This is a genomic window from Variovorax sp. 38R (assembly GCF_014843395.1).
Classification (GTDB): domain Bacteria; phylum Pseudomonadota; class Gammaproteobacteria; order Burkholderiales; family Burkholderiaceae_C; genus Variovorax; species Variovorax paradoxus_H.
The window spans coordinates 195,840-217,149 of the sequence record NZ_CP062121.1; the positions used below are offsets into that span (position 1 = coordinate 195,840).

The following is a 21,310-nucleotide window of genomic DNA, read 5'->3' on the forward strand; positions in this document are numbered from 1 at the left end:
GCTCTTATTTCACGCCGCCCGATTCGTAGATGTTCCAGGCCGCTTCGGCGCTGGCATCGTTGTGGATCATGGCCATCAGTGCGCTCACCACCGCCGAGGGGTTGGCGTGCTGGTAGACGTTGCGGCCGTACACCATGCCGACGGCGCCCTGGTCCATGAGCACGCGCGAACGCGCGAACACCTGCTGCAGGTCTTCGCGTCCGCCGCCGCGCACGAGCACGGGGCAGCGCGCGGCCTGCACCACGCGGTGGAAGTCGGTGGCGTCGGTGGTGGGGTCGGCCTTGACGATGTCGGCGCCCATCTCGCGCGCTAGGCGCGTGAGCGTGACGATCTTTTCGGCGTCGCCGTCCACCATGTAGCGGCTGGTGGCGGTGGGCGCCTGCATCACGAGCGGCTCGATCATCAGCGGCATGCCGTAGCGGTCGCAGTCGGCGCGCACGCGGGCGATGTTCTGCACGCACTGGCGGAACAGGTCGGGCTCGTCGGGCAGCATGAACAGGTTGACGACCACGCAGGCCGCGTCCATCTGCACGGCCGGAAGCACCGGGTCGTCCTGGTTCTGCAGCACGGCCCACATCACGCGGTGGTGCACGGCGTTGTAGGGGTTGCCCATGTCCAGGCGCATCACCAGCGCGGGGCGCTCGCGGCCCGGGCGGTTCTGCAGCAGGTCGGACTGCCCGTAGTTGAGCTGGATCGCATCGGGCCGGGCGGCCACGAGCTTGTCGATCACGCCGGGCATGTCCTCCAGGCCGTCGAGAAATGTAGGCTCGTTGCACACGCCGTGGTCGAGGGCGATGTCCAGGCAGCGGCCGTTGTGCAGCAGGCGGTTGAGCCGCGCGGTCTTGTCTTTCGACATGAAGGAAGAACTCCGTGGTGAGGAAAAAGGAAGGAAGGGAAAGGGCGCGTCGCTCAGGCGAGCGCGTCCAGGTGGCGCTTGGCTGCAGCGTCGATGAGCTGCAGCGCTTCGCCGTCGAGCACGACCGCACCGGCGCCGGCGTTTTCAATCGCCTGCTGGCGCACGCGCGCGCCGCACAGCGCCACCGAGACGGTGCCGCGTGCGATGGTCCAGGCGATCATCATCTGGCCGAACGAGCAGCCCAGGTGCGTGCGCAGCGGCTCCAGCGTGTCGAAGAAGGCCTTGAGCTTGGCGCGGTTGGCTTCGCTGAAGCGCGGGTTGGTGGCGCGCTGGTCGTCGCCCTTGAACTCGCGCGCGGGGTCGATGGGGCCGGCCAGCAGGCCCAACGCCAGCGACGAGTAGCCCAGCACCGCCACGTTGTGCTCGGCGCACAGCGGCGCCAGCGTGGTCTCGATCCCGCGGTCGATGAGGCTGTAGAGCTCCTGCGCCGCATCGACCGGGCCGTGCGTCAGGTACTCCGAAAGAATCTCGGGCGTCGCGTTGCTCACGCCGATGGCGCGGATCTTTCCCTGCTTCTTGAGTGAGAGCAGTGCGTCCATGGTCTCGGCCACGGGCGTCGTGTGGTCCTGCCAGTGCGTGATGTACAGGTCGATGTAGTCGGTCTGCAGGCGCTTCAGGCTCTCTTCGCATTCATGAAAGATCGAGTCGCGTCCGAGGTAGCGGTACACCGGGTGGCCGTCTTCCTCGAAGAAGTGCGTGCCCTGCTGCGTGTGCCACACCAGGCCGCACTTGGTGGCGATCACGGCCTCGTGGCGGCGGCCCTTGAGCGCGGTGCCGACGATGCTCTCGGAGCGGCCCAGGCCGTAGGCCGGTGCGGTGTCGATCAGGTTCACGCCCGCATCGAGCGAGGCCTGGATGGCGATCACGGCGGCTGCGTTGTCGCCGCCGCCCCACATCCATCCGCCCATGGCCCAGGTGCCCAGGCCGATGGCCGAGCTTTCGATGCCCGAGGGGCCCAGGGTGGTCTTCTTCATCTGTGTTGCGCTGCTCATCGCTTGGTCTTTCGGGTGTTCAGGATGTGGTCGATGGTCACGGCCGCGAGCAGGATCAAGCCCTTGATCACGTCCTGCCAGTAAGGCGATACGTCGAGCAGGATCAGCGAGCTGGTCACCACCGACAGCAGGGCCAGGCCGAGCACGGCGCCGAGCACGGTGCCCGAGCCGCCCTTGAGGCTGGCGCCGCCGATCACGGCCGCGGCAATCACGTTGAGTTCCATGCCCATGCCGAAGGTCGGCGTGGCGGCGCCGAAGCGCGCCGTGTAGATCACGCCGGCCAGGCCCGCCGACGCGGAGCACAGCACCGTGACCCAGAACTTCACGCGGCCCACGCGGATGCCGGCGTACAGCGCGGCCTTCTCGTTGCTGCCGGTGTAGAACACGCGGCGCAGCAGGGTCGAGCGGCGCAGCACGAAGTCGCTCACGATCACGATGGCCAGGAAGATCAGGATGACGGCCGGCACGCCGAACAGCGTGCCCTGGCCGATGAACTTGAACTCGGCCGGCAGCGAGAACAGCGACTGCGGCGTGCCCTGCGTGAGCGCCAGGCACAGCCCCCGCACGATCACCATGAAGGCCAGCGAGGCAATGAAGTGGTTCAGCCCGATGCGCGTGACACAGCCGCCGATCATGGCGCCGATGAGGCCGCTCGCGCCAATGGCCACCAGGCTTGCGAGCCACGGGTCCATGCCCATGAGAAAAAGCTTGCCGGTCACCACCATCGCAAAGCACACCACCGAGCCCACCGACAGGTCGATGCCGCCGACGATGAGCAGGATGGTCATGCCCACCACCACGATGCCTTCGATGGAGAAGGACAGCAGCATCGCGCGCACGTTGTCCCAGGTGAGGAAGTAGGGCGATGCAAAACTCATCGCGACGCACAGCGCCAGGATGATCAGCACCAGCCCGGCCTCGCGCATGCTCGTGAGCTTGTTGCTCTGCTTCACGGGGTCTCCTGTTCGGCGGGGTTGCAGGGAGCCGGCTGTGGCCGTGGCCGCAGCGCCTGCATCGATTCTGGTCGGAAAGTTCATGCCATTGCCTCTTCGGGTTCGCAAAGTCCGGAGGCCAGCCGCAGCAGGGCTTCCTCCGTCATCTCGTCATGGGCCAGTTCGCCCGCCAATCGCCCTTCGCGGATCACCAGTGCGCGGTCGCACAGGCCGATGATCTCGGGCAGTTCGGAAGAGATCACCACCACGCCCACGCCCTGGTCGGCCAGGTCGCGCAGGATGTGGTGAATCTCGGATTTCGCGCCCACGTCCACGCCGCGCGTGGGCTCGTCCATCAGCAGCACCGCGGGCTGCGTGGCCAGCAGCTTGGCGATCGCCACCTTCTGCTGGTTGCCGCCCGACAGGCTCGACACCTCGATCGCCACGCCGTCCGACTTCAGGTTGAGCTTGGCGCCCAGCTGCACCGCGAGCCGGTGCTCGGTCGCGCGCTGCAGCAGGCCCCAGGCCGAGCTGACGCGGCGCAGTGCCATCGACGAGATGTTCTGCGCAATCGGCAGGTCGAGGAACACGCCGGCCTCCTTGCGGTCTTCGCTGAGGTAGGCGATGCCTTCGCGCAGCGCGTCGCTGTACTTGCGGATCGACAGCGTCTTGCCGTTGAGCCGCACGGCGCCGCGCCGCGCGGGGCGCAGGCCGCACACGGTCTCGGCCAGCTCGCTGCGCCCGGCGCCCATCAGGCCGGCAATGCCGAGGATCTCGCCGCGCTTCAGCGTGAAGGAGATGCCGTGCACGCGGTCGTCGTCGGCGATGTTGTCGACTTCCAGCACGGGGCCGGCGTTCGCGTCGGCAGCGGCACCGGATTGCTTGGGCGGGTAGTAGTTGCCCAGGTCGCGCCCGACCATGCGGCGCACCAGCTCGTCGGGCGTCATGCCTTCGAGCGGGCCGCTGTGCACGTTGCGTCCGTCGCGCAGCACGGTGGCGCGGTCGCAGTGGGTGAAGATCTCGGCCATGCGATGGCTGATGTAGATGATGCCGATGCCCTGCGCCTTGAGGTCGTGCAGCACACGGAAGAGCGCGGCCGATTCGTTGTCGGTGAGGGCGGCGGTGGGCTCGTCGAGGATGAGCACCTTGCAGTCGAGCGTGAGTGCCTTGGCGATCTCCACCAGCTGCTGGTTCGAAATGCTCAGGTCGCGCACGAGCGCGGCCGGGTCGATGTCCTGGCCCAGGCGCGCCAGCACCTTGGCGGCGCGCGTGTTCAAGGCGGAGAAGTTCATCCACGCCTGGTGGCCGGCGTTGATTTCCGGCATGAAGATGTTCTCGGCCACGGTGGCGTCGGCGCACAGGGCGATTTCCTGGTGCACCAGGCCGATGCCCAGGCGCATCGCGTGCGCGGGGCCGTCGATGACCACGGTGTTCCCGTGCAGCGCGATGGTGCCTTCGTCGGGCTGGTGGATGCCGTCGATGATGTTCATCAGCGTCGACTTCCCCGCGCCGTTCTCGCCGCACAGGGCGTGGATCTCGCCGGCCTGCAGCGAGAAGTCCACGCCCGAGAGGGCGCGCGAAGCGCCGAAGCGCTTCGCGATGCCGCGCAGTTCAAGCAATGCGGCAGGGGTGCTCACTCGCCGATTCCCTTGGTGCCACGGCGGGCGAGGTACTTGTCCCAGTAGAAGTCGTCGGCGTTGGCCTTGCTGACCACGGCCAGGCCGTTGTCCAGGAAGGGCACGGCCATCGGGTTGGTGCCGTTGCGCTTGGCGTCGTTCATCGGATCGATGAGGCCCGGGTTCTTGGCCAGGAACAGCATCATCATGCCCATGTAGCCCTGCATGCCCTGGTTCGGGTTGATGGCACCGAACACGTCGCCCGACTTGATCATGTCCAGGATCTTGGCGTTGACGTCGCAGCACATCACCTTGATGTTCTTCTTGGTCTCGACCTTGGCCTGCGCAGCGCCGAGCGCCGAGTTGGCTTCGGGCATGAACAGCGCGCCCAGGTTCGGGTTGGCCTGCGCCAGGCTCAGCACGGCCTGGTAGGCCTTGTTCGGGTCCTGGTTGCTGGCGGCGCGGCCGACCAGCTTCATGCCCGGGTGCTTGGCCTTCATGCGGTTCACGAACGCGGAGATGCGGCGGTCGTGGTTGTCCTGGCCCGGGTTCTCGAGCACGGCGTACTCGCCCTTGCCGTTCAGCGAAGCGGCGATGGCGTCGGCGGCCTGGTTGCCTTCGCGGTCGTTGTCGGACGTGATGAACGAGGTGCGCTTGGAGTTCGGCGAGTCGGCCGCGAAGGTCACGACCGGGATGCCCATCGCGGCGGCGCGGTTGATGGGTTCGATGAACGGATCGGGGTTCATCGGGTGCAGCAGGATGCCGGCGGGCTTGCGCGCCAGTTCCTGTTCGAACGATGCGAGCTGCTTGTTCACGTCGTACTCCGGCGTGCCGGTGTAGCGGGTGCGAACGCCCAGCGTGCGGCCGAGCTGCTTCATCATTTCGTAGACCGGGAACCAGTACTCGACGCCCGAGACCATCACGTTCATCACGTAGACGTCGCTGGCATTGCCGCGCAGGCCGGCACCTGCCGCAGGGGCTGCGGCTTGCTGTTGCGCGAACGCGCTCGCACCGGCCAGGCCGATACCGGCAGCGGCCGCGGACTTCAGGAAATTACGCCTCATTCTTTGTCTCCTCACGTTGACTGGCAGAGCTTTCGGCCCGCCGTTGGGTGGCGAGCCTGTGGACCGTGGTGTCACGACAGTTGTTATGACAGGCTAGAATGTAATGGCGGGCCGTTTATCCCGATAACTAGGGGAAACGCTACTGGTGACAGTCTTTTTTTCCGCCGAAGCTGTTATGACATGAAGACCAAAATACTGATCGGCATCGACATGGGCTCGAGCAGCCTGAAGGCGCTGGCCCTGGACGCGGGGAGCGGGCGCAGCCTGGCCGTGTCGCGCCTGCCCCTGCGGCATGCGCGGCTGCCCGGCGGCGGCTGCGAGGTGGGCGAGGCTGCGATTCGCGCGGGGCTGACCCACGTGCTCGGCGACGTGGCCCGCCAGCTCGGCCCGCGCGCCGCGGAGGTGTGCGCCATCGGCTGCACCGGCCACGGCGCAGGCCTCTATGCCCTCGATGCCCAACACGAACTCGTCGGCGGCCGCGCCGTCGCCTCCACCGACCAGCGTGCCGATGCGCGTGCACTCGCCCTCTCGGCACGCCACGGCGACCGGCTGTTCGCGGACGTGGGCTGCCGCCCCTGGCCCGGGCAGCCCACCGTGATCGCGGCCGAGCTGCTCGGCGCCGACGCCGTGCAGCGCGGCGAGCTGCACCGCCTGCTGTTCGCCAAGGACTACCTCGGTTTCCTGCTGACCGGCGAGATCGCCACCGACGCGAGCGACGCCAGCACCGCCGGCCTGCTCACGCTGGCCACCGGCGACTGGTCGCCCCTGGCCTTCGAGGTCGCGGGCATCGACGGCCTCGGGCCGCGCGCCTTCGGCCCGCTGGTGCCCAGCGGCCAGACGATGGGTCGGCTGCGCGCGGCCGAGGCGGCGCTGTGCGGCCTGCCCGCCGGCATTCCGGTGGCGATGGGCGCCATCGACCTGCTCGCCTCGATGACCGCCATCGGCGCCGAAGACCGCGGCCGCGCCGTGTCGGTGCTGGGCACGTGGTGCGTCAACGCCGTCATCGGCCCGGTGACCGAGCCGCAGCCGCAGGTCGCCGCGCTCGTCAACTTCGGCCGCACGCGCGAGCGCCTGTACATGGAGAACAGCCCCTCGTCGATGGCCAACATCGCGTGGCTGGCCGGTGCGCTCGGGCTGCCCGATGCGCGCGCCGTGGTCGATCTGGCCATGGGCGTGCCGCTCGGTGCGAACGGGCTGCGCTTTTTGCCTTTCATCAACGGCGGGGGCGGCATCACGGCCGGCTTCGTCGGGCTCAAGAGCCATCACACGCCCGCCGACATGGCGCGCGCCGTGGTCGATGCCGTGGCCGCGCTGCATGCGCGCCACACCGCGCGCCTCGCGTCGCAGGGCCTGCCGGTGTCGGCCTCCAGCGTGCTGGGCGGCGGTGCCAGCGATGCACGCCTGGTGCGCCTGCTCGCGGCGCTGCTGGGCCACCCGGTCGAGCGCTGCGCCGACGACGAAACCGGCGCGCGCGGCGCCGCCCTGTATGCCGCGATGTCGCAGGACCTTGACGACGCGGGGCCTGCCAGCCCACTGCGCGCGCCCTGCGAACTCATCGAACCCGACGCGCGCGACGCGCGGGCCCATGCCGATTTCAACGCCGAATTCAACGAACTGATCGATCGCATGTCTCCTGTCTTTTCTCACCTCTCGGGCGGTGCGTCATGAGTGCCTGGCAACTGCCTTTCGTCCGCCCGGCCTCGCTCGAAGGTCGCCATTTTTCGACGGTGATCGTCGGCGCCGGCATCAACGGCGTGGGCGTGTTCCGCGACCTGTCGCTGCAGCGCGTCGATTGCCTCATCGTCGACAAGGGCGACTTCGGCGCCGGCGCCAGCAGCGCGCCCTCGCGCATGATCCACGGCGGCCTGCGCTACCTCGAAAACGGCAGCTTCTCGCTGGTGGCCGAAGCCACGCGCGAGCGCAACCTGCTGCTGCGCAACGCGCCGCACCTGGTGCAGCCGCTGAAGACCGTGGTGCCGCTGTCGAGCTTCTTCGGCGGGCTGCTGAGCAGCGCGCTCAAGTTCTTCGGGCGCACGCCGCCGCAGCGCACGCGCGGCCTGCTGGCCGTGGCCGCGGGCCTGCGCCTGTACGACCTGCTGGGCCGTCGCCAGCGCGTGATGCCCGGCCACCGCATCAGCCGCGTGCCCACGAACGACCGCCGCCTGTTCCGCGCCGCGATCCGCTGGACCGCCACCTTCTTCGACGCCTGGATCAGCCATCCCGAATGGCTGATCCTCGAGCTCATCGGCGACGCCTGCCGCGACCAGCCGCGCTCGGTCGCGTCCAACTACTGCCGCGTGACGGGCTGCGCGGGCAACATCCTCACGCTGCGCGACGAGATCACCGGCGCGCTGGTGCGCGTCACGGCCGACACCGTGGTGAACGCCACCGGCGCCTGGCTCGACCGCAGCGCGGCCGTGCTCGGCGGTGCCGGCCCGCGCGTGATGGGCACGAAGGGCTCGCACCTCGTGCTCGACCACCCGGCGCTGCGCGATGCGCTCGACGGCCGCATGGCCTACTTCGAGGCGGTGGACGGGCGCGTGTGCATCGTCTATCCCTTCCTCGACCGCGTGCTGGTGGGCTCCACCGACATCCCGGTGGAAGACCCCGACCAGATCGTCACCGAGCCGGCCGAGATCGACTACCTGATCGACGTGCTGCGCGAGGTGTTCCCGAACATGGCCTTCGATCGCAACCACGTGATCTACACCTATGTCGGCGTGCGCCCGCTGGCGCGCTCCGACGCCGACAAGCCGGGCCAGATCTCGCGTGACCACTCGGTGGTGGTCGATCCGCCGAGCGCCACGCGCGACGTGCCCATCGTCGGCCTCGTCGGCGGCAAATGGACCACCTTCCGCGCGCTCGCCGAAGAAGCCACCGACCACGTGCTGCGCCACCTGGGCCGCTCGCGCACCGCCTCGACCGAGTCGCTGCCCATCGGCGGCGGCGCCGAGCTGCCGGCCGACGCAGCCGCCACCGAGCGCTTCATCGACAAGATGACCGCAGGCTCGGGCCTGGACCGCGCGCGCGCGCTGGGCCTGCTGCGCCGCTACGGCTCGAAGGCGCTGCCGCTGGCGCAGCGCCTCGCGGCTTCGGGCGACACGCCGCTGCAGCACGCACCCGGGTACTCGGCGGCCGAACTCTCGTACCTGTGCATGGAGACCGGCGTCGTGCACCTGGACGACCTCGTGATCCGCCGCACGCTGCTGGCCATCCGCGGGCTGATCACCGACGACGCGCTCGCCGAGATCGCCGGCGTGGCCGCCGAAGCCCTCGGCTGGGACCCGGCCCGCGCGCACGAAGAGCTGCGCACCTGCGCCGCCGCACTGCGCGAGCGCCACGGCGTGCGCCTGCAACCGGTGGCGGCCAACGAGCCGGCGCCTTCCGCTTTCGATGCATCATTGATGGCCAGCCCCGTCCTCGGCCCGACCTAACGTGACCCTCACCACCGCTTCCGACAACACCGTGTCGACCACCTCGCTCGACCGCAACTCCGAATCGCCGCTGTGGGCGCAGTTCCGCGACGCCATCCGGCTGCAGATCCTGCAGGGCGTGCTGCCCATCGGCGCCAAGCTGCCGTCCGAGGCCGAGCTGGGCGAGCAGTTCGGCATCTCGCGCATCGTGGTGCGCGAGGCGCTGGCCGACCTGGTGCGCAACAACCTCATCTACAAGATCAAGGGCCGCGGCGCCTTCGTGTCGGCCCGCGAGCGCGATGAAGATTTCGTCTCCACCGTGCTGGGCTTCTCCGACGAGATGGAGCGCAAGGGCCGCTCGGTGCGCACGCAGATCCTCGTGCAGGAACTGCGCGCCGCCACCGCGCAAGAGGCCGCCGCGTTGGGCCTCACCGAAGACGCGCAGGTGGTCGGCCTCAAGCGCCTGCGCAGTGTCGACGGCGAGCTGCGGTTGCTGGTCGAGACGGCCGTGCCGGCCGACCTCGCGCCGGGCCTGCACCGCACGCGGCTGGACGACCGCTCGCTGTACGACGTGCTGCGCCGCCAGTACGGCGTGCGGCTGGTGCGCGCCGAACGCTGGATCGACGCCGTGCTGCCCGACGCCGAGACCTGCCGCCTGCTCGACCTGCCGCAGCCCGAGCCGCTGCTGCGCATCGAATCGATCGCCTACGGCGCGAACGGCCGGCCGCTGGAGCACTACCGCGCGCTGCACCGCTGCAAGACCAGCCGCCTGCACGTGCAGACGACGACCTGAGTTCAGGCCCTCGCGCTGCTGTTGCCGCGCGCAGGCAGCAGCACCGAAGCGATGGCGACCATCATCAGCGCCACGGCCACCCAGTCCTGCCAGTGCACGACCTCGCCGAGCCACACCGCGCCGCTGAACACGCCGAGCACGGGAATGAACATCACGCTCAAGGTCGAGGCTACTGGCGGCAGGCCGCGCGCCAGGTAGAACCAGGCCGCGTGCGCGAAGCCGAAGATCAGCACCGCGTTGTAGGCGATCGATCCCCAGGTCACGGCGCCCGGCGAACGCCATGGGTCGCGCTCGAACAGGAGCGACAGCACCGTCATCACCACGGCCGTCATGGCCGTCATCCAGAACGAGAGCGTGAGCGTCGGCAGGCCGATGCGCGTGTGGCGCAGCAGCTGCGTGCCCAGCGCCCAGGTGGCGGCGGCCACCAGCGCCAGCGCCACGTAGCCGGGGCGGCCCGCGAAGTCGGTGAGCTCATGCCACAGCAGCAGCCCGACGCCGATGGCGCAGGCGCCCACACCGGTCCATGCGCGGCGCGTGAGCACGGCCGAAAACAGCAGCGCGCCGATGACGGCAGAGAACACCGGCATCGTGTAGCCCAGGATCGCGGCACGCCCGCCCGACAGTGCCTTCACCGCGAGGATGATGCAGGCGTGCCAGACGAACATGTTGGTCGCGCCCAGCCACACCAGCTCGGGCCATGCGCTGCGCGGCACGCGGAACGGGACCTTCATCACCACCAGCGCCATCGCCAGCACGGGCACGCCCAGCCAGATAGAAATCGCACGGAAGGCCAGCGGCGGGTAGTCGGCCACGCCGAGTTTCATCACCGGCCAGTTGAAGCCCCACGCGAGGGTGAGGAGGACAAGAAGAACGAACTGGCGCGGGGTGAAGGAAGGCATGGGCCGCGATTGTGGCGCGGCCCGCGCATTCGTGGTGGCGGTGCTGCTACAGCAGGCGCTTGAGGTAGCGGCCTGTGTGGCTCGCCTCGTTCGCGGCGATGTCTTCCGGCGTGCCTTCGCCCACCACCGTGCCGCCGCCGGCGCCGCCTTCAGGGCCCATGTCGATGAGCCAATCGGCCGTCTTGATGACGTCCAGGTTGTGCTCGATGACGACGATGGTGTTGCCCGCGTCGCGCAGCTGGTGCAGCACCTTCAGCAGCAACTCGATGTCGGCGAAGTGCAGGCCGGTCGTGGGTTCGTCGAGGATGTACAGCGTGCGGCCCGTGTCGCGCTTGCTCAGCTCGAGCGCGAGCTTCACGCGCTGCGCCTCGCCGCCCGACAGCGTGGTGGCCGACTGGCCGAGCTTGATGTAGCTCAGGCCCACGTCGAGCAGCGTGCGCAGCTTGCGCTCGATGGTCGGCACGGCCTTCAGAAACTCGTGCGCGGTCTCGACCGTCATCTCGAGGATCTGCGCGATGTTCCGGCCCTTGTACTGGACCTCGAGCGTCTCGCGGTTGTAGCGTTGGCCGTGGCACACCTCGCAGGGCACGTACACGTCGGGCAAAAAGTGCATCTCGACCTTCACCACGCCGTCGCCCTGGCAGGCCTCGCAGCGGCCACCGGCCACGTTGAAGCTGAAGCGGCCCGGGCCGTAGCCGCGCTCGCGCGCGGTGTTGGTCTCGGCCATCAGTTCGCGGATGGGCGTGAACAGGCCCGTGTAGGTGGCCGGGTTGCTGCGCGGCGTGCGGCCGATGGGGCTCTGGTCGACGTTGATGACCTTGTCGAAGTACTCGATGCCTTCCACCGACTCGTGCGCGGCCGGCTCTTCGTGCGCGCGGTACAGCGTGCGTGCCACGGCGGTGTAGAGCGTGTCGTTCACCAGCGTCGACTTGCCCGAGCCCGAGACGCCGGTCACGCAGGTCAAGAGGCCCACCGGGAAGGCCACGCTCACGTTCTTCAGGTTGTTGCCGGTCGCGCCGACGACGCGGATCTCCTGCAGGTCGGTCTGCGACGCGAGGTGCGCCGCTTCGCGCGCGGCACGGCGTTCGGCCGCGGGGCTCTGCGGAAAGCGCGAGGGCTTCTTGCCTTCGTTGAAGGCCGGCTTCTTCACGGCCGGCAGCCACGCGGTGCGGTGCTTGGGCACTTCGATCTTTTTCACGCCCGAAAGGTACTGGCCGGTGAGCGAGTCGGGGTTGGCCGACACCTGGGCGTAGGTGCCCTGGGCCATCACGCGGCCGCCGTGCACGCCGGCGCCGGGGCCCATGTCGATGACGTGGTCGGCGGCGTGGATCATGTCTTCGTCGTGCTCGACCACGATCACGCTGTTGCCGATGTCGCGCAGATGCTTGAGCGTGCCGATGAGCCGGTCGTTGTCGCGCTGGTGCAGGCCGATGCTGGGCTCGTCGAGCACGTACATCACGCCCGTGAGGCCCGAGCCGATCTGCGAGGCGAGGCGGATGCGCTGCGCCTCGCCGCCCGAGAGCGTCTCGGCGCTGCGGTCCAGGCTCAGGTAATTGAGGCCCACGTCGTTCAGGAATTTCAGGCGCAGGCCGATCTCGCGCACGACCTTGTCGGCGATGTCGGCCTTGGCACCGCGCAGCTTGAGCGTGCTGAACCAGGCGTAGGCGTCGCGCAGCGTGAGGTGGCTGAGTTCGAAGATCGCCATGCGTGGGGGTTCGCCCCCGTTCGCGGCCACGTGCCCCGTGTCGTCCACCAGAAACACGTTGCGCGCCTCGCGTCGCAGCCGCGAGCCGCCGCAGTCGGGGCAGGGCTGCTGGTTGCGAAAGCGCGCGAGGTCTTCGCGCACCATCACCGAGTCGGTCTCGCGGTAGCGCCGCGTCATGTTCGGGATGATCCCCTCGAAGGGGTGCTTCTTCGTGAGCTTCTTGCCCGCGAAGTTGCCCGACTCCATGGTGTAGTTGAACTTGATCTCTTCAGCGGCCGAGCCATGCAGCAGCACCTGCTGCACCGAGGCCGGCAGCGATTCGAAGGGCGCGTCGACGTCGAACTTGTAGTGCTTGGCGACGCTCTCGACCATGCTGAAGTAGTAGCCATTGCGGCGGTCCCAGCCCTTGATGGCACCGCTGGCGATCGACAGCGACGGAAACGCCACCACGCGCACCGGGTCGAACACCTCGCGATGGCCCAGGCCGTCGCAGCTGGGGCAGGCACCCACGGGCGAGTTGAACGAGAACAGGCGCGGTTCGAGCTCCGACAGCGAGTAATGGCAGATCGGGCAGGCGAACTTGGCGTTGAACAGGTGTTCCTTGTCGGCCGTACCTTCGGCGCCCAGTTCCAGCGCAATGGCGCGGCCTTCGGCCAGGCGCAGCGCGGCCTCGAAGCTTTCGGCCAGGCGCTGCTGCATGTCGGGGCGTGCGCGCAGGCGGTCGATGACGACGTCGATGTCGTGCTTCTCGGTCTTCTTGAGCTTGGGCAGGTCGTTGTATTCGTAGGTTTGCCCGTCGACGCGAAAGCGCACGTAGCCCGCCGCCTGCATCTCGGTGAAGAGTTCGAGGAACTCGCCCTTCTTCTCGCGCGCCACGGGCGCCAGGATCATCAGCCGGGGCTCGTCGGGCAGGGCCAGCGTGGCGTCGACCATCTGCGAGACCGTCTGCGCCTGCAGCGGCAGGTGGTGGTCGGGGCAGAAGGGCGTGCCGGCGCGGGCGTACAAGAGGCGCAGGTAGTCGTGGATCTCGGTCACCGTGCCCACGGTGGAGCGCGGGTTGTGGCTGGTGGCCTTCTGCTCGATGCTGATGGCGGGCGACAGCCCTTCGATCACGTCGACATCGGGCTTGTCCATGAGCTGCAAAAACTGCCGCGCATAGGCCGAGAGGCTTTCCACGTAGCGCCGCTGCCCTTCGGCATACAGCGTGTCGAACGCCAGGCTCGACTTGCCCGAGCCCGACAGGCCGGTGATCACCACCAGCTTGTTGCGCGGAATGTCGAGGTCGACGTTCTTCAGGTTGTGGGTGCGCGCGCCGCGGATGCTGATGCGCTGCTGGGCGAGCAGCGCGCCGAGGTAGACGTCACGTTCGCGTTCTGCGTCGCGCGCACGCTCCGCGGTGTCTTCAGTGGATATTGAATTCAAAGGGGGCGATCGTCCGAGGGCAACCGGACATGATAGTCCGGCCGGGATTTCATGGCCAGCCGGCGGGTTCCGGCGGTCTGGGCGGGCGGCCCGGGGCGGGGGCTGGCCGGCGGGAGCCCGGGCGGGCCCCATCGGGCACAATCGAGGGTTCTCTTCCTCCTCCTTCATCTACTTATCAGGGGCAGTGCATATGGCATCGGTCAATAAAGTCATCGTCGTCGGCAACCTGGGGCGCGACCCCGAAATGCGGACTTTCCCGAGCGGCGATCAGGTCGCAAACGTCACCGTGGCCACCACCGATCGCTGGAAAGACAAGCAAAGCGGTGAGATGCGCGAAGCCACCGAATGGCACCGCATCGTGTTCAACGGCCGCCTGGCCGAAATCGCCGGCCAGTACCTGCGCAAGGGCTCGCAGGTGTATGTCGAAGGCTCGCTGCGCACGCGCAAGTGGACCGACAAGGACGGCATCGAAAAGTACACCACCGAAATCCGCGCCGACCAGATGCAAATGCTGGGCAGCCGCCAGGGCCAGGGCGGCCCGTCGGGCGGTCCGGAAGACGACGGCGGCTACTCGCAAGGCGGTGGTGGCGGCGGCGGCGGTTATTCGCAAGGCGGCGGTGGTGGTGGCGGCGGTGGCGGTTACGCCCCGCGTGCCCCCGCAGCAGCCGCAGCACCGCGCGCGCCGGCACCGGCGCCGCGCCAGGCTCCGGCCAAGTCGTCGTCGGGCTTCGACGACATGGACGACGACATTCCGTTCTGATCCAGCGAGCCGCAGCTGCCGTCCTTCGTGGGCGGACGCGCTGCGATCCGTGCGATTTCACAGAAACGCGCGTTCCCGGTCCGGGGACGCGCGTTTTTGTTTTCCCCTCGCGAACAGGGCCCTGCGCGTCCCGCTTCCTTTCAATTGTTTCGAATCCGTGAACACCGTGGTTCGTTTTGCTACGGGTTTTTACCTAGATCGCGGCGCACAATTTATCTCACGGACCAGCCCTCAAAGCTGATCTGGGTGAACAGGGCCCCGAGCGAGGTGGCCGCCCTCCGAAAAAGAACAGAGGGGCGGTGACCCACCCAAGACCGGTTCGACATCCAAAGCAAGAACTTGAACTGAATTGAAGAAGGAAGAAATCCAAATGACCGCCTCGAAGATCCTCTCCGCCGTTGCTGTTGCCCTGATGGCCGTTGCCGGCGCCGCCCATGCCGAAAGCTATGAAGGCGTGCATCAACTGACCTCGGCCGCCAGCCGTGCCGACGTCGCCGCACAAGCCGTCGTGGCCGCACACAGCGCCAACCCGTACGCCACCGGCGCCAACGCAGGCCCCGCACCGGTGATCGTCTCGTCGACCAGCCGCGCTGCCGTCCGTGCCGACGCCGTCGCCGCTGCACACAGCGCTGACCCGTACGCCGAAGGCGCTTCGTCGGGCGTGGCCCCGATCGTTGCCAGCACCGTCGACCGCGCTGCGGTTCGCGCCGCAGCCCGCGCTGCCGCCCACGGCGACGCACTGCCGCTGTAAGCGGTCCGAACGCCTCGCCGATGGGATCGGCGAACGTTCCAGGTCTTCATGAAAGCCGGCCCTGCCAACGCAGGGTCGGCTTTTTTCATGGGCCATGACCGTGAAATCTTGGCCGAAAGTCACATTGCCTTGGCCTTGCGCATCCTTCATGATTTGGGCGCGGAAGGGATGGCCGCCAGAGCGCATGCTTTTGCATTAACGCATCGCCGTAGTGCGGACACGCGAGAATCGAGCGTCGTTCCGACCGCGAAAAATGAAAGCATGACCCGTCGCCGACCCAGCGACGACCCACTACGCATGGCCCTCACTCTCGACCCCGAAGACACGCGCGGACGCATCCACGACCTGGTGTGGAGCGGTTTTCACGCCGATGCCGACATCGGCTGGATGATCACCGACGAGTACCTCGATCCCGATGAGCTCACGCCCGAGGACCGCGCCTGGATCAAGGCCGAGACCACGCTCGCCTGCGCCGCCAAGCGCGCCGCCGAGGCGCAGTGGCCCGTGCAGACCGAGTACGACCGGCTCGACGCCGTGTTCGCCCAACTGCGCAGTGAAAACATCATCGCCCTGCACCGCGCCGGCAACACGCTGTCCGACGGCCACGACGACGTGCGCGAGCAGTGGCGTGCGGCAGGAAGGCTCGAGTCCGGCATCCGGGGCTGCTGCTTCTATCACGCACAGGACCTCGACGGCGCCGTGCGCAACGGCCGCCTGTACCTCGCCTTCAGCGGCGGCATGATTCCCGAGATCGCGCAGCGCGAAGCCAACACCGTCGTGGTCGGCCATCGCATCGTGGAGCTGCTGCGCGACGCCGGCTTCGGCGCGCAATGGAGCGGCAACATCAACGAGCGCATCGAAGCCGACCTCGGCCAATGGCGCAAGCGAGGCCCCACCGCGTGAGCGTGCAGGCCTGGCAGCCGCCGCGCCGCATCGATGCGATCGACTTCTGGCTGCGCTCGCGGCTGCTCGCCACGGCCCACGCCCTGCGCGAAACCTTGCGGCCTTCGGCCCGGCGCTGGCCCCGCGGCCAACACGCACTGGCCGACGCGCCGGTGCTCGCCCAGTACCGAACCCCCTTATGGACCGACGGCCGGGCCGATGAATTTCCGCTGGTCGCCGGTAAGGTGCAGAACCTGCGCGTGGCGCGGGTTGCCTTCGACGCCATCGAGGTGCCGGCCGGCGAAGTGCTGAGCTTCTGGCGCCAGCTCGGGCGACCGGGCGCGGGGCGCGGCTTCGTGGTCGGGCGCGAGGTGCGCGGCGGTTGCGTGGTGCCGACGCTGGCCGGTGGGCTGTGCCAGCTGTCGAACGCGCTTGCCACCGTGGCCGTGCGTGCGGGCTTCGAGTTGGTCGAGCGCCACGGCCACACGGCGCGCATCGAGCAGGCGGACGCGCCGGGCAGCGACGCCGTCGATGCGACGGTGTTCTGGAACTACGTCGACCTCAAGTTGCGCGCCCGGCAGGCGTGGCGGCTCGAAGTGGCGTTGACCGACACCGAGCTCGTGGTGCGCATTCGCGCGCGCACGCCGCTGGCAGTGCCGACCGAGCCCGTCACGCTGCGGCGCACGAACGACGACACGCCCACCGCGTTGCCGTTGGCGCGCGGCTGCCTGAGCTGCGACCAGACCGCGTGCTTTCGCCATCGCCCGCCGATCGCCGTCGGTCCCGAAGGCCAGACGGCGGTGCTCGTCGATGGCTGGACGCCGGAGTTCGCACGCCACCTGCGCGACGCGCATCCGCAGGCGCAACGCATGCAGCCCGTGCCGCTGCGGCTCGCGTTCTGGCGCATGCCTGCTGCAGGCTGGCATCGCGAGCCTGCGACGAAAGAGCAAGTGACCACCCCGTGGGCCGCGAGCCTGCGCCGTGCCGCGTGGCAGCGGCTCTGGGCGCGGCAAGCGGGCCGGCGCCAAGCCAGCCTGATCGACGGCCAGCGCTGGCTCGCGCAGGCTTTTGCCGCGCGGCTGGCGCCTGAACACACGCACCTGGTGGTCGAGCAGTCGCTGCTGCCGCACCTGCAGCGCCTCGGCGCGCTCGACGGGCGCCGCATCACCGTGCTGGCCAGCGCCTTGCCGATGGCCGACATCGAACAGACGCTCGATGCCGCCTCGCAACGCTGGCCCGGCGATGCGACCTTGCGCGACTTCCGTGCCGATGCGTCGCTGGTGCGCGACGAGGCGCTGGCGCTCGCACGCGCGGCAAGCATCGTCACGCCGCATGCTGCAGTGGCGCAGGCCATGGCGGCACACGCACCGCAGGCCACGCTGCAGCGGCTCGATTGGGTGTTGCCTCTGATGAAGGCGACGCGCAGCGCGCGCCAAGAACCGCCGCTCGTCGTGTTCGCCGCGAGCGCGCTGGCACGCAAAGGCGCGCGTGAACTTGCTGCCGCACTGCAAGGGTGGCCATGCCGCCTGCGCGTGCTGGGGGTGCCATCGGACGATGCGCGGCTCTGGCACGGCATCGAACACATTCAACACATGAACTGGCAAGGCGACGGGTTGGCCGGTGCCGCTGTCGTCGTGCTGCCCGCGCACATCGAGCACGCACCGCGCGCGCTGTTGCGCGCCGTGGCGGCCGGCGTGCCCGTGGTGGCATCGACGGCCTGCGGCCTGGCCGGTGTGCCAGGCGTGCACGAGGTCGCACCCGGCGACATCGACGCACTGCGCACTGCATTGCAGACCGCCTGCCTGGCCTGAACGGAGAACAAGACACGTGGCATCGATCGAACAGGCCCGCGCGGCCTTGGCACCTCATGGCGCACTCGCGCCGCAATCCGCCGCCGAGCACTGGCACGGCGAGCTGGCGTTGCCCGCCGCCATCGCCACCTTCTACGAACAGGTCGGCCCGCTCGGCGACTGGGTCAACGACCGCGTGGGCTACGCGGGCCTTACGGTGCCGACCACGGGCAATCCGTTCAGCATTCCCGCGCTGTCGCGCCTGTGGCAGCTGCAGGCGGGCTACCGCTGGCACGGCATCACCGGCGAGCGCATTGCCGACTGGCCCGAGCATTGGCTGGTGGTGGCCGACCAGGGCGCCGATCCGTTCATCTTCGACCTGCGCACCGGTGCGATCCAGCTCGCGATGCACGGCACGGGCGCATGGCAGGAAGACGATCCGCTCTTCGCCGACATCTTCGAGATGGCCGCCTGCCTGGGCACCATCGGCCAGGTGTGGGACGAAGCGGGCGACGCCATCTTCACCGACGAGGACGACTGCGAGGTCGATCCGGTGCATCGCGCGCGGCTGGTCGAGCGCCTCGTGCCGCTGCTGGGCAGCGCTGCAGCGGCCGAAGACATCGTCGACGTGTTCGGCTGGTAAGGGACAAAAGAAAAGACATCCATGAGCATCGATCTGCAGACCCTCAAATGCGGCGAGTGCGGCAGTAGCACGCTGCGCCGCACCGGCCTGAACGAATACACCTGCTCGCACTGCGGCTCGATGTCGCTGGTGGAAGACGACGTGTCCGACCGCCTCGAGCGCGTGTTGCAGCAGGTCAAGCACCACGCCGGCCAGCAGATCGCGGCCGAACAGGCGCTGCGCCAGAAGCAGATGCTGCGCACGATCGGCTTCGTCGTGATCGGCTTTGTCGGCGTGGCGCTGGCCGTTCAGGTCGCGATGCTGCTGTTCGGTTCGGGCAAGCGCAGTGAGGCGCCTTCGGTGGCGCGCGCCATCGTCGACCGCACCATCGCGACCGACGGCCTGAAGCTCTCCGAGCCGCGCCAGGTGCTGGTCGGCGAGCGGCCGAAGCTGCTGGTGCTGGCACGCAACGAGACCGGCCGGCCGCTCGAACGCCCCAGCCTGAAGCTCGTGTTCCACGACGGCGACACACGGCTGAGCGAGCGCAGCGAATCGCTGCCGATCGACGTGCTGATGCCGGGCGAGTCCGCGCCCGTGCTGGTCGATCTGCCGTCGGGCAAGAACGTCACGCGGCAGGACGTGACGGTCGAGAAGCTGTCCGAACCCCGCAGCGCCGCCGAAGGGCCGCGCCTGGCGTTCTCGCGCCTGCGGCTGGTGCAGCAGGGCGAGCGCGTGCGCCTGGCTGGCCGCCTCGTGCATGCGGGTGCCGCGGGTGCACCGGCGTTCGGCAGCATCGAAGCGCTCGTCACGCTGTACGACGACGCGGGTCAAGTGATCGGCGTCGGTCGCGGCCACGCGCCCGGGTCCACGCTGGAGCCGGGCGGGCGCGCCGCGATCGATGTCGACCTCAGCCGCTTCGGACGCGGCACCGCCATCGCGGCGTGGGACTACCGCATCGGCTACCGCACGGTCACGCCTTCGGGGTCGCGCACGACGGTGCTGAGCGCCGACCGCGTGATCCGCACGACCGGCGCGCCGGAGGTCTTCCACCCCGACCTGCGGCTGAGCACCGAAGACCTGCTGGCCGAGGACAGCGAGCGCTTCGACCCGCGGCAACTCGAACTGCTGCCGCTGGTGGCGGGGCGCAGCACGATCCAGCGGCCGCTGTTCATGACCGAGCTGGTGAACCGCAGCACCGACGCCGTGGCGATCACGCCCGGCGCCGTGATCGCGCGCTTCGGCGGCAGCACGGCCGACGGCACCACGCGCCTGGACGAGTTGGCCTACCTGTACCCGGGCGAGCGCTTTCCGATCCTGTTCGAGCCGAGGGCCGTGGACCGCATCACCCAGACCCGCGTCGAGTGGAAGCCGATGCGCCGCGCCGCATTGCCCGGCCCGCGCAAGCCGTTGGAAGTACAGGTGACGGGCACCAAGGCCGGCACCGGCAGCGTGCTGCTCAACTTCAGCCAGCGCTTCAGCTACAAGAGCGTCGAGGTCACGGGCACGGTGAAGAACCCCGGCACGGCCATTGCGGCCAAGGTGCGCCTGTGGGTCAGCCTGCGCGACCGCAACGACCAGCTGACCGGCTTCAAGGTGGTCGAGAACCTGCCGGCCATTGCACCGGGCGAGAGCGTGCCGTTCCAGGTCCATGTGACGCAGCACGGCCGCGATTTCGCGAGCGTCGCGACGCTATACCAAACCGAATAGCCCCGTGCGTGACGGCATGGGGCTGTTCGCGCCATGATCGCGCCATGATTCCGCTTTCGATCCTCGACCTTTCCCCGATCACCGAAGGCAGCGATGCCGCGCAGTCGTTCCGCAACTCGCTGTCGCTGGCGCAGCACGGCGAGGTGCTGGGCTACACGCGCTACTGGCTGGCCGAGCACCACGGCATGCCGGGCATCGCGAGCGCGGCCACGGCCGTGTTGCTGTCGTATGTGGGCGCGGGCACCTCCAGCATCCGCATCGGCGCCGGCGGCGTGATGCTGCCCAACCACTCGCCGCTGGTGATCGCCGAGCAGTTCGGCACGCTGGAGTCGCTGTACCCGGGGCGCGTCGACCTCGGCCTGGGCCGCGCGCCCGGCTCCGACCAGCGCACCGCGCGCGCGCTGCGGCGCAACCTGGAGTCGGACGCCGACCAGTTCCCGCAGGACGTGATGGAGCTCATGGACTTCATGTCGAAGAACCCACAGCAGGCCGTGCGCGCCGTGCCCGGCGCGGGGCTCGAGGTGCCGGTGTGGATCCTCGGTTCGAGCACCTTCGGCGCGCAGCTGGCGGCGCACCTGGGCCTGCCCTACGCCTTTGCCTCGCACTTCGCGCCGCAGCAGATCATGCAGGCCATCCAGATCTACCGCGAGACCTTCAAGCCTTCGGCGCAGCTGCAGAAGCCGTATGTGATGCTGGGCTTCAACGTGTTCGCGGCCGACACCGACGCCGAAGCCGAGTTCCGCGCCACCTCGTGGCAGCAGGCCTTCGTGAACCTGCGCAGCGGCCGTCCCGGCCAGCTGCCGCCGCCGGTGGAGAACTACCGCCAGAAGGTCGGCCCGGCCGAGAACGCGCTGCTCGACTCGGTGCTGTCGTGCTCGGCGGTGGGCTCGGTCGAGACGGTGAAGCAGGGCGTGGAAGCGTTCGTGGCGCGCACCGGCGCCGACGAACTCATGATCACCTCGCAGGTGTTCGACCACACCGCCCGGCTGCGCTCGTACGAGCTGCTCGCCGGTGCGTTCGGCCAGAAGAAGTAAGTAAGGCCTCGT

The 21,310-nt window shown here is 68.9% G+C and carries 17 protein-coding genes; 10 read left to right on the forward strand and 7 right to left on the reverse strand.

Annotated features, from left to right (window positions below):
* Window positions 1–4 precede the first annotated feature (4 nt).
* Genes IG196_RS00885 through IG196_RS00905 form a run of 5 tightly spaced genes read right to left on the reverse strand, consistent with a single transcriptional unit; the run spans window position 5 to window position 5,520 of the window.
* On the reverse strand, window positions 5–856 hold the full coding sequence (locus IG196_RS00885) for a class I fructose-bisphosphate aldolase (RefSeq protein WP_192194563.1): 852 nt from the start codon (window positions 854–856) through the stop codon (window positions 5–7).
* A gap of 53 nt (window positions 857–909) precedes the next feature.
* The gene (locus IG196_RS00890) at window positions 910–1,908 is read right to left on the reverse strand and encodes an aldo/keto reductase (RefSeq protein ID WP_225616878.1); all 999 of its coding nucleotides are present in this window, start codon (window positions 1,906–1,908) and stop codon (window positions 910–912) included.
* Window positions 1,905–2,945, reverse strand: a complete 1,041-nt coding sequence (locus IG196_RS00895; RefSeq protein WP_099794687.1) for an ABC transporter permease — start codon at window positions 2,943–2,945, stop codon at window positions 1,905–1,907. The genes IG196_RS00890 and IG196_RS00895 overlap by 4 nt, the downstream gene beginning before the upstream one ends.
* Window positions 2,942–4,477 carry a sugar ABC transporter ATP-binding protein gene (locus IG196_RS00900; RefSeq protein WP_192194564.1) on the reverse strand — a complete coding sequence of 512 codons (1,536 nt, stop codon included), beginning with the start codon at window positions 4,475–4,477 and terminating at the stop codon, window positions 2,942–2,944. The genes IG196_RS00895 and IG196_RS00900 overlap by 4 nt, the downstream gene beginning before the upstream one ends.
* A complete protein-coding gene (locus IG196_RS00905) occupies window positions 4,474–5,520 on the reverse strand; it encodes a substrate-binding domain-containing protein (RefSeq protein WP_099794689.1) in 1,047 nt (348 codons plus the stop codon). The genes IG196_RS00900 and IG196_RS00905 overlap by 4 nt, the downstream gene beginning before the upstream one ends.
* Window positions 5,521–5,700: 180 nt before the next feature.
* On the opposite strand from IG196_RS00905, the gene IG196_RS00910 reads away from it, so the two are divergent.
* From IG196_RS00910 to IG196_RS00920, 3 genes are read left to right on the forward strand one after another with little or no spacing between them, the layout of a single operon-like run.
* Window positions 5,701–7,188, forward strand: coding sequence for an FGGY family carbohydrate kinase (locus IG196_RS00910; protein ID WP_192194565.1), 1,488 nt, complete (start codon window positions 5,701–5,703; stop codon window positions 7,186–7,188).
* Window positions 7,185–8,954, forward strand: coding sequence for a glycerol-3-phosphate dehydrogenase/oxidase (locus IG196_RS00915; RefSeq protein WP_192194566.1), 1,770 nt, complete (start codon window positions 7,185–7,187; stop codon window positions 8,952–8,954). Before IG196_RS00910 ends, IG196_RS00915 begins: the two co-directional genes overlap by 4 nt.
* Window position 8,955: 1 nt before the next feature.
* On the forward strand, window positions 8,956–9,726 hold the full coding sequence (locus tag IG196_RS00920; protein WP_180288626.1) for a GntR family transcriptional regulator: 771 nt from the start codon (window positions 8,956–8,958) through the stop codon (window positions 9,724–9,726).
* Window positions 9,727–9,728: 2 nt separating this feature from the next.
* On the opposite strand, the gene IG196_RS00925 is transcribed toward IG196_RS00920, so the two are convergent.
* Both IG196_RS00925 and uvrA read right to left on the reverse strand, forming a co-directional pair.
* The gene (locus tag IG196_RS00925) at window positions 9,729–10,625 is read right to left on the reverse strand and encodes a DMT family transporter (protein WP_192194568.1); all 897 of its coding nucleotides are present in this window, start codon (window positions 10,623–10,625) and stop codon (window positions 9,729–9,731) included.
* 46 nt (window positions 10,626–10,671) lie between these two features.
* On the reverse strand, window positions 10,672–13,743 hold the full coding sequence (uvrA, locus tag IG196_RS00930; RefSeq protein ID WP_412556400.1) for an excinuclease ABC subunit UvrA: 3,072 nt from the start codon (window positions 13,741–13,743) through the stop codon (window positions 10,672–10,674).
* 199 nt (window positions 13,744–13,942) lie between these two features.
* On the opposite strand from uvrA, the gene ssb reads away from it, so the two are divergent.
* From ssb to IG196_RS00965, 7 genes are all read left to right on the forward strand, one after another.
* On the forward strand, window positions 13,943–14,512 hold the full coding sequence (gene ssb / locus IG196_RS00935) for a single-stranded DNA-binding protein (RefSeq protein ID WP_192194569.1): 570 nt from the start codon (window positions 13,943–13,945) through the stop codon (window positions 14,510–14,512).
* A gap of 370 nt (window positions 14,513–14,882) precedes the next feature.
* The gene (locus IG196_RS00940) at window positions 14,883–15,263 is read left to right on the forward strand and encodes a helicase SNF2 (protein WP_101493373.1); all 381 of its coding nucleotides are present in this window, start codon (window positions 14,883–14,885) and stop codon (window positions 15,261–15,263) included.
* Between the two features lie 297 nt (window positions 15,264–15,560).
* Window positions 15,561–16,166: a DUF6891 domain-containing protein gene (locus IG196_RS00945; RefSeq protein ID WP_192194571.1), complete on the forward strand. Its 606-nt coding sequence runs from the start codon at window positions 15,561–15,563 to the stop codon at window positions 16,164–16,166.
* Complete coding sequence (locus IG196_RS00950) at window positions 16,163–17,956, forward strand: VanW family protein (RefSeq protein ID WP_225616880.1); 1,794 nt, start codon at window positions 16,163–16,165, stop codon at window positions 17,954–17,956. The genes IG196_RS00945 and IG196_RS00950 overlap by 4 nt, the downstream gene beginning before the upstream one ends.
* Before the next feature lie 16 nt (window positions 17,957–17,972).
* Window positions 17,973–18,578 carry a hypothetical protein gene (locus IG196_RS00955; protein ID WP_192194575.1) on the forward strand — a complete coding sequence of 202 codons (606 nt, stop codon included), beginning with the start codon at window positions 17,973–17,975 and terminating at the stop codon, window positions 18,576–18,578.
* A gap of 21 nt (window positions 18,579–18,599) precedes the next feature.
* Window positions 18,600–20,264, forward strand: coding sequence for an FxLYD domain-containing protein (locus IG196_RS00960; protein WP_192194577.1), 1,665 nt, complete (start codon window positions 18,600–18,602; stop codon window positions 20,262–20,264).
* 44 nt (window positions 20,265–20,308) lie between these two features.
* Window positions 20,309–21,298: an LLM class flavin-dependent oxidoreductase gene (locus IG196_RS00965; protein WP_192194579.1), complete on the forward strand. Its 990-nt coding sequence runs from the start codon at window positions 20,309–20,311 to the stop codon at window positions 21,296–21,298.
* The last annotated feature ends 12 nt before the right edge of the window (window positions 21,299–21,310 follow it).

What these genes read in the sequence shown, in the direction of transcription:
- IG196_RS00885 (WP_192194563.1), bottom strand. Translation starts at nt 856, where the DNA reads ATGTCGAAAGACAAGACCGCGCGGCTCAACCGCCTGCTGCACAACGGC.
- IG196_RS00890 (WP_225616878.1), bottom strand. Translation starts at nt 1,908, where the DNA reads ATGAGCAGCGCAACACAGATGAAGAAGACCACCCTGGGCCCCTCGGGC.
- IG196_RS00895 (WP_099794687.1), bottom strand. Translation starts at nt 2,945, where the DNA reads ATGAACTTTCCGACCAGAATCGATGCAGGCGCTGCGGCCACGGCCACA.
- IG196_RS00905 (WP_099794689.1), bottom strand. Translation starts at nt 5,520, where the DNA reads ATGAGGCGTAATTTCCTGAAGTCCGCGGCCGCTGCCGGTATCGGCCTG.
- IG196_RS00910 (WP_192194565.1), top strand. Translation starts at nt 5,701, where the DNA reads ATGAAGACCAAAATACTGATCGGCATCGACATGGGCTCGAGCAGCCTG.
- IG196_RS00915 (WP_192194566.1), top strand. Translation starts at nt 7,185, where the DNA reads ATGAGTGCCTGGCAACTGCCTTTCGTCCGCCCGGCCTCGCTCGAAGGT.
- IG196_RS00925 (WP_192194568.1), bottom strand. Translation starts at nt 10,625, where the DNA reads ATGCCTTCCTTCACCCCGCGCCAGTTCGTTCTTCTTGTCCTCCTCACC.
- ssb (WP_192194569.1), top strand. Translation starts at nt 13,943, where the DNA reads ATGGCATCGGTCAATAAAGTCATCGTCGTCGGCAACCTGGGGCGCGAC.
- IG196_RS00940 (WP_101493373.1), top strand. Translation starts at nt 14,883, where the DNA reads ATGACCGCCTCGAAGATCCTCTCCGCCGTTGCTGTTGCCCTGATGGCC.
- IG196_RS00945 (WP_192194571.1), top strand. Translation starts at nt 15,561, where the DNA reads ATGGCCCTCACTCTCGACCCCGAAGACACGCGCGGACGCATCCACGAC.
- IG196_RS00960 (WP_192194577.1), top strand. Translation starts at nt 18,600, where the DNA reads ATGAGCATCGATCTGCAGACCCTCAAATGCGGCGAGTGCGGCAGTAGC.
- IG196_RS00965 (WP_192194579.1), top strand. Translation starts at nt 20,309, where the DNA reads ATGATTCCGCTTTCGATCCTCGACCTTTCCCCGATCACCGAAGGCAGC.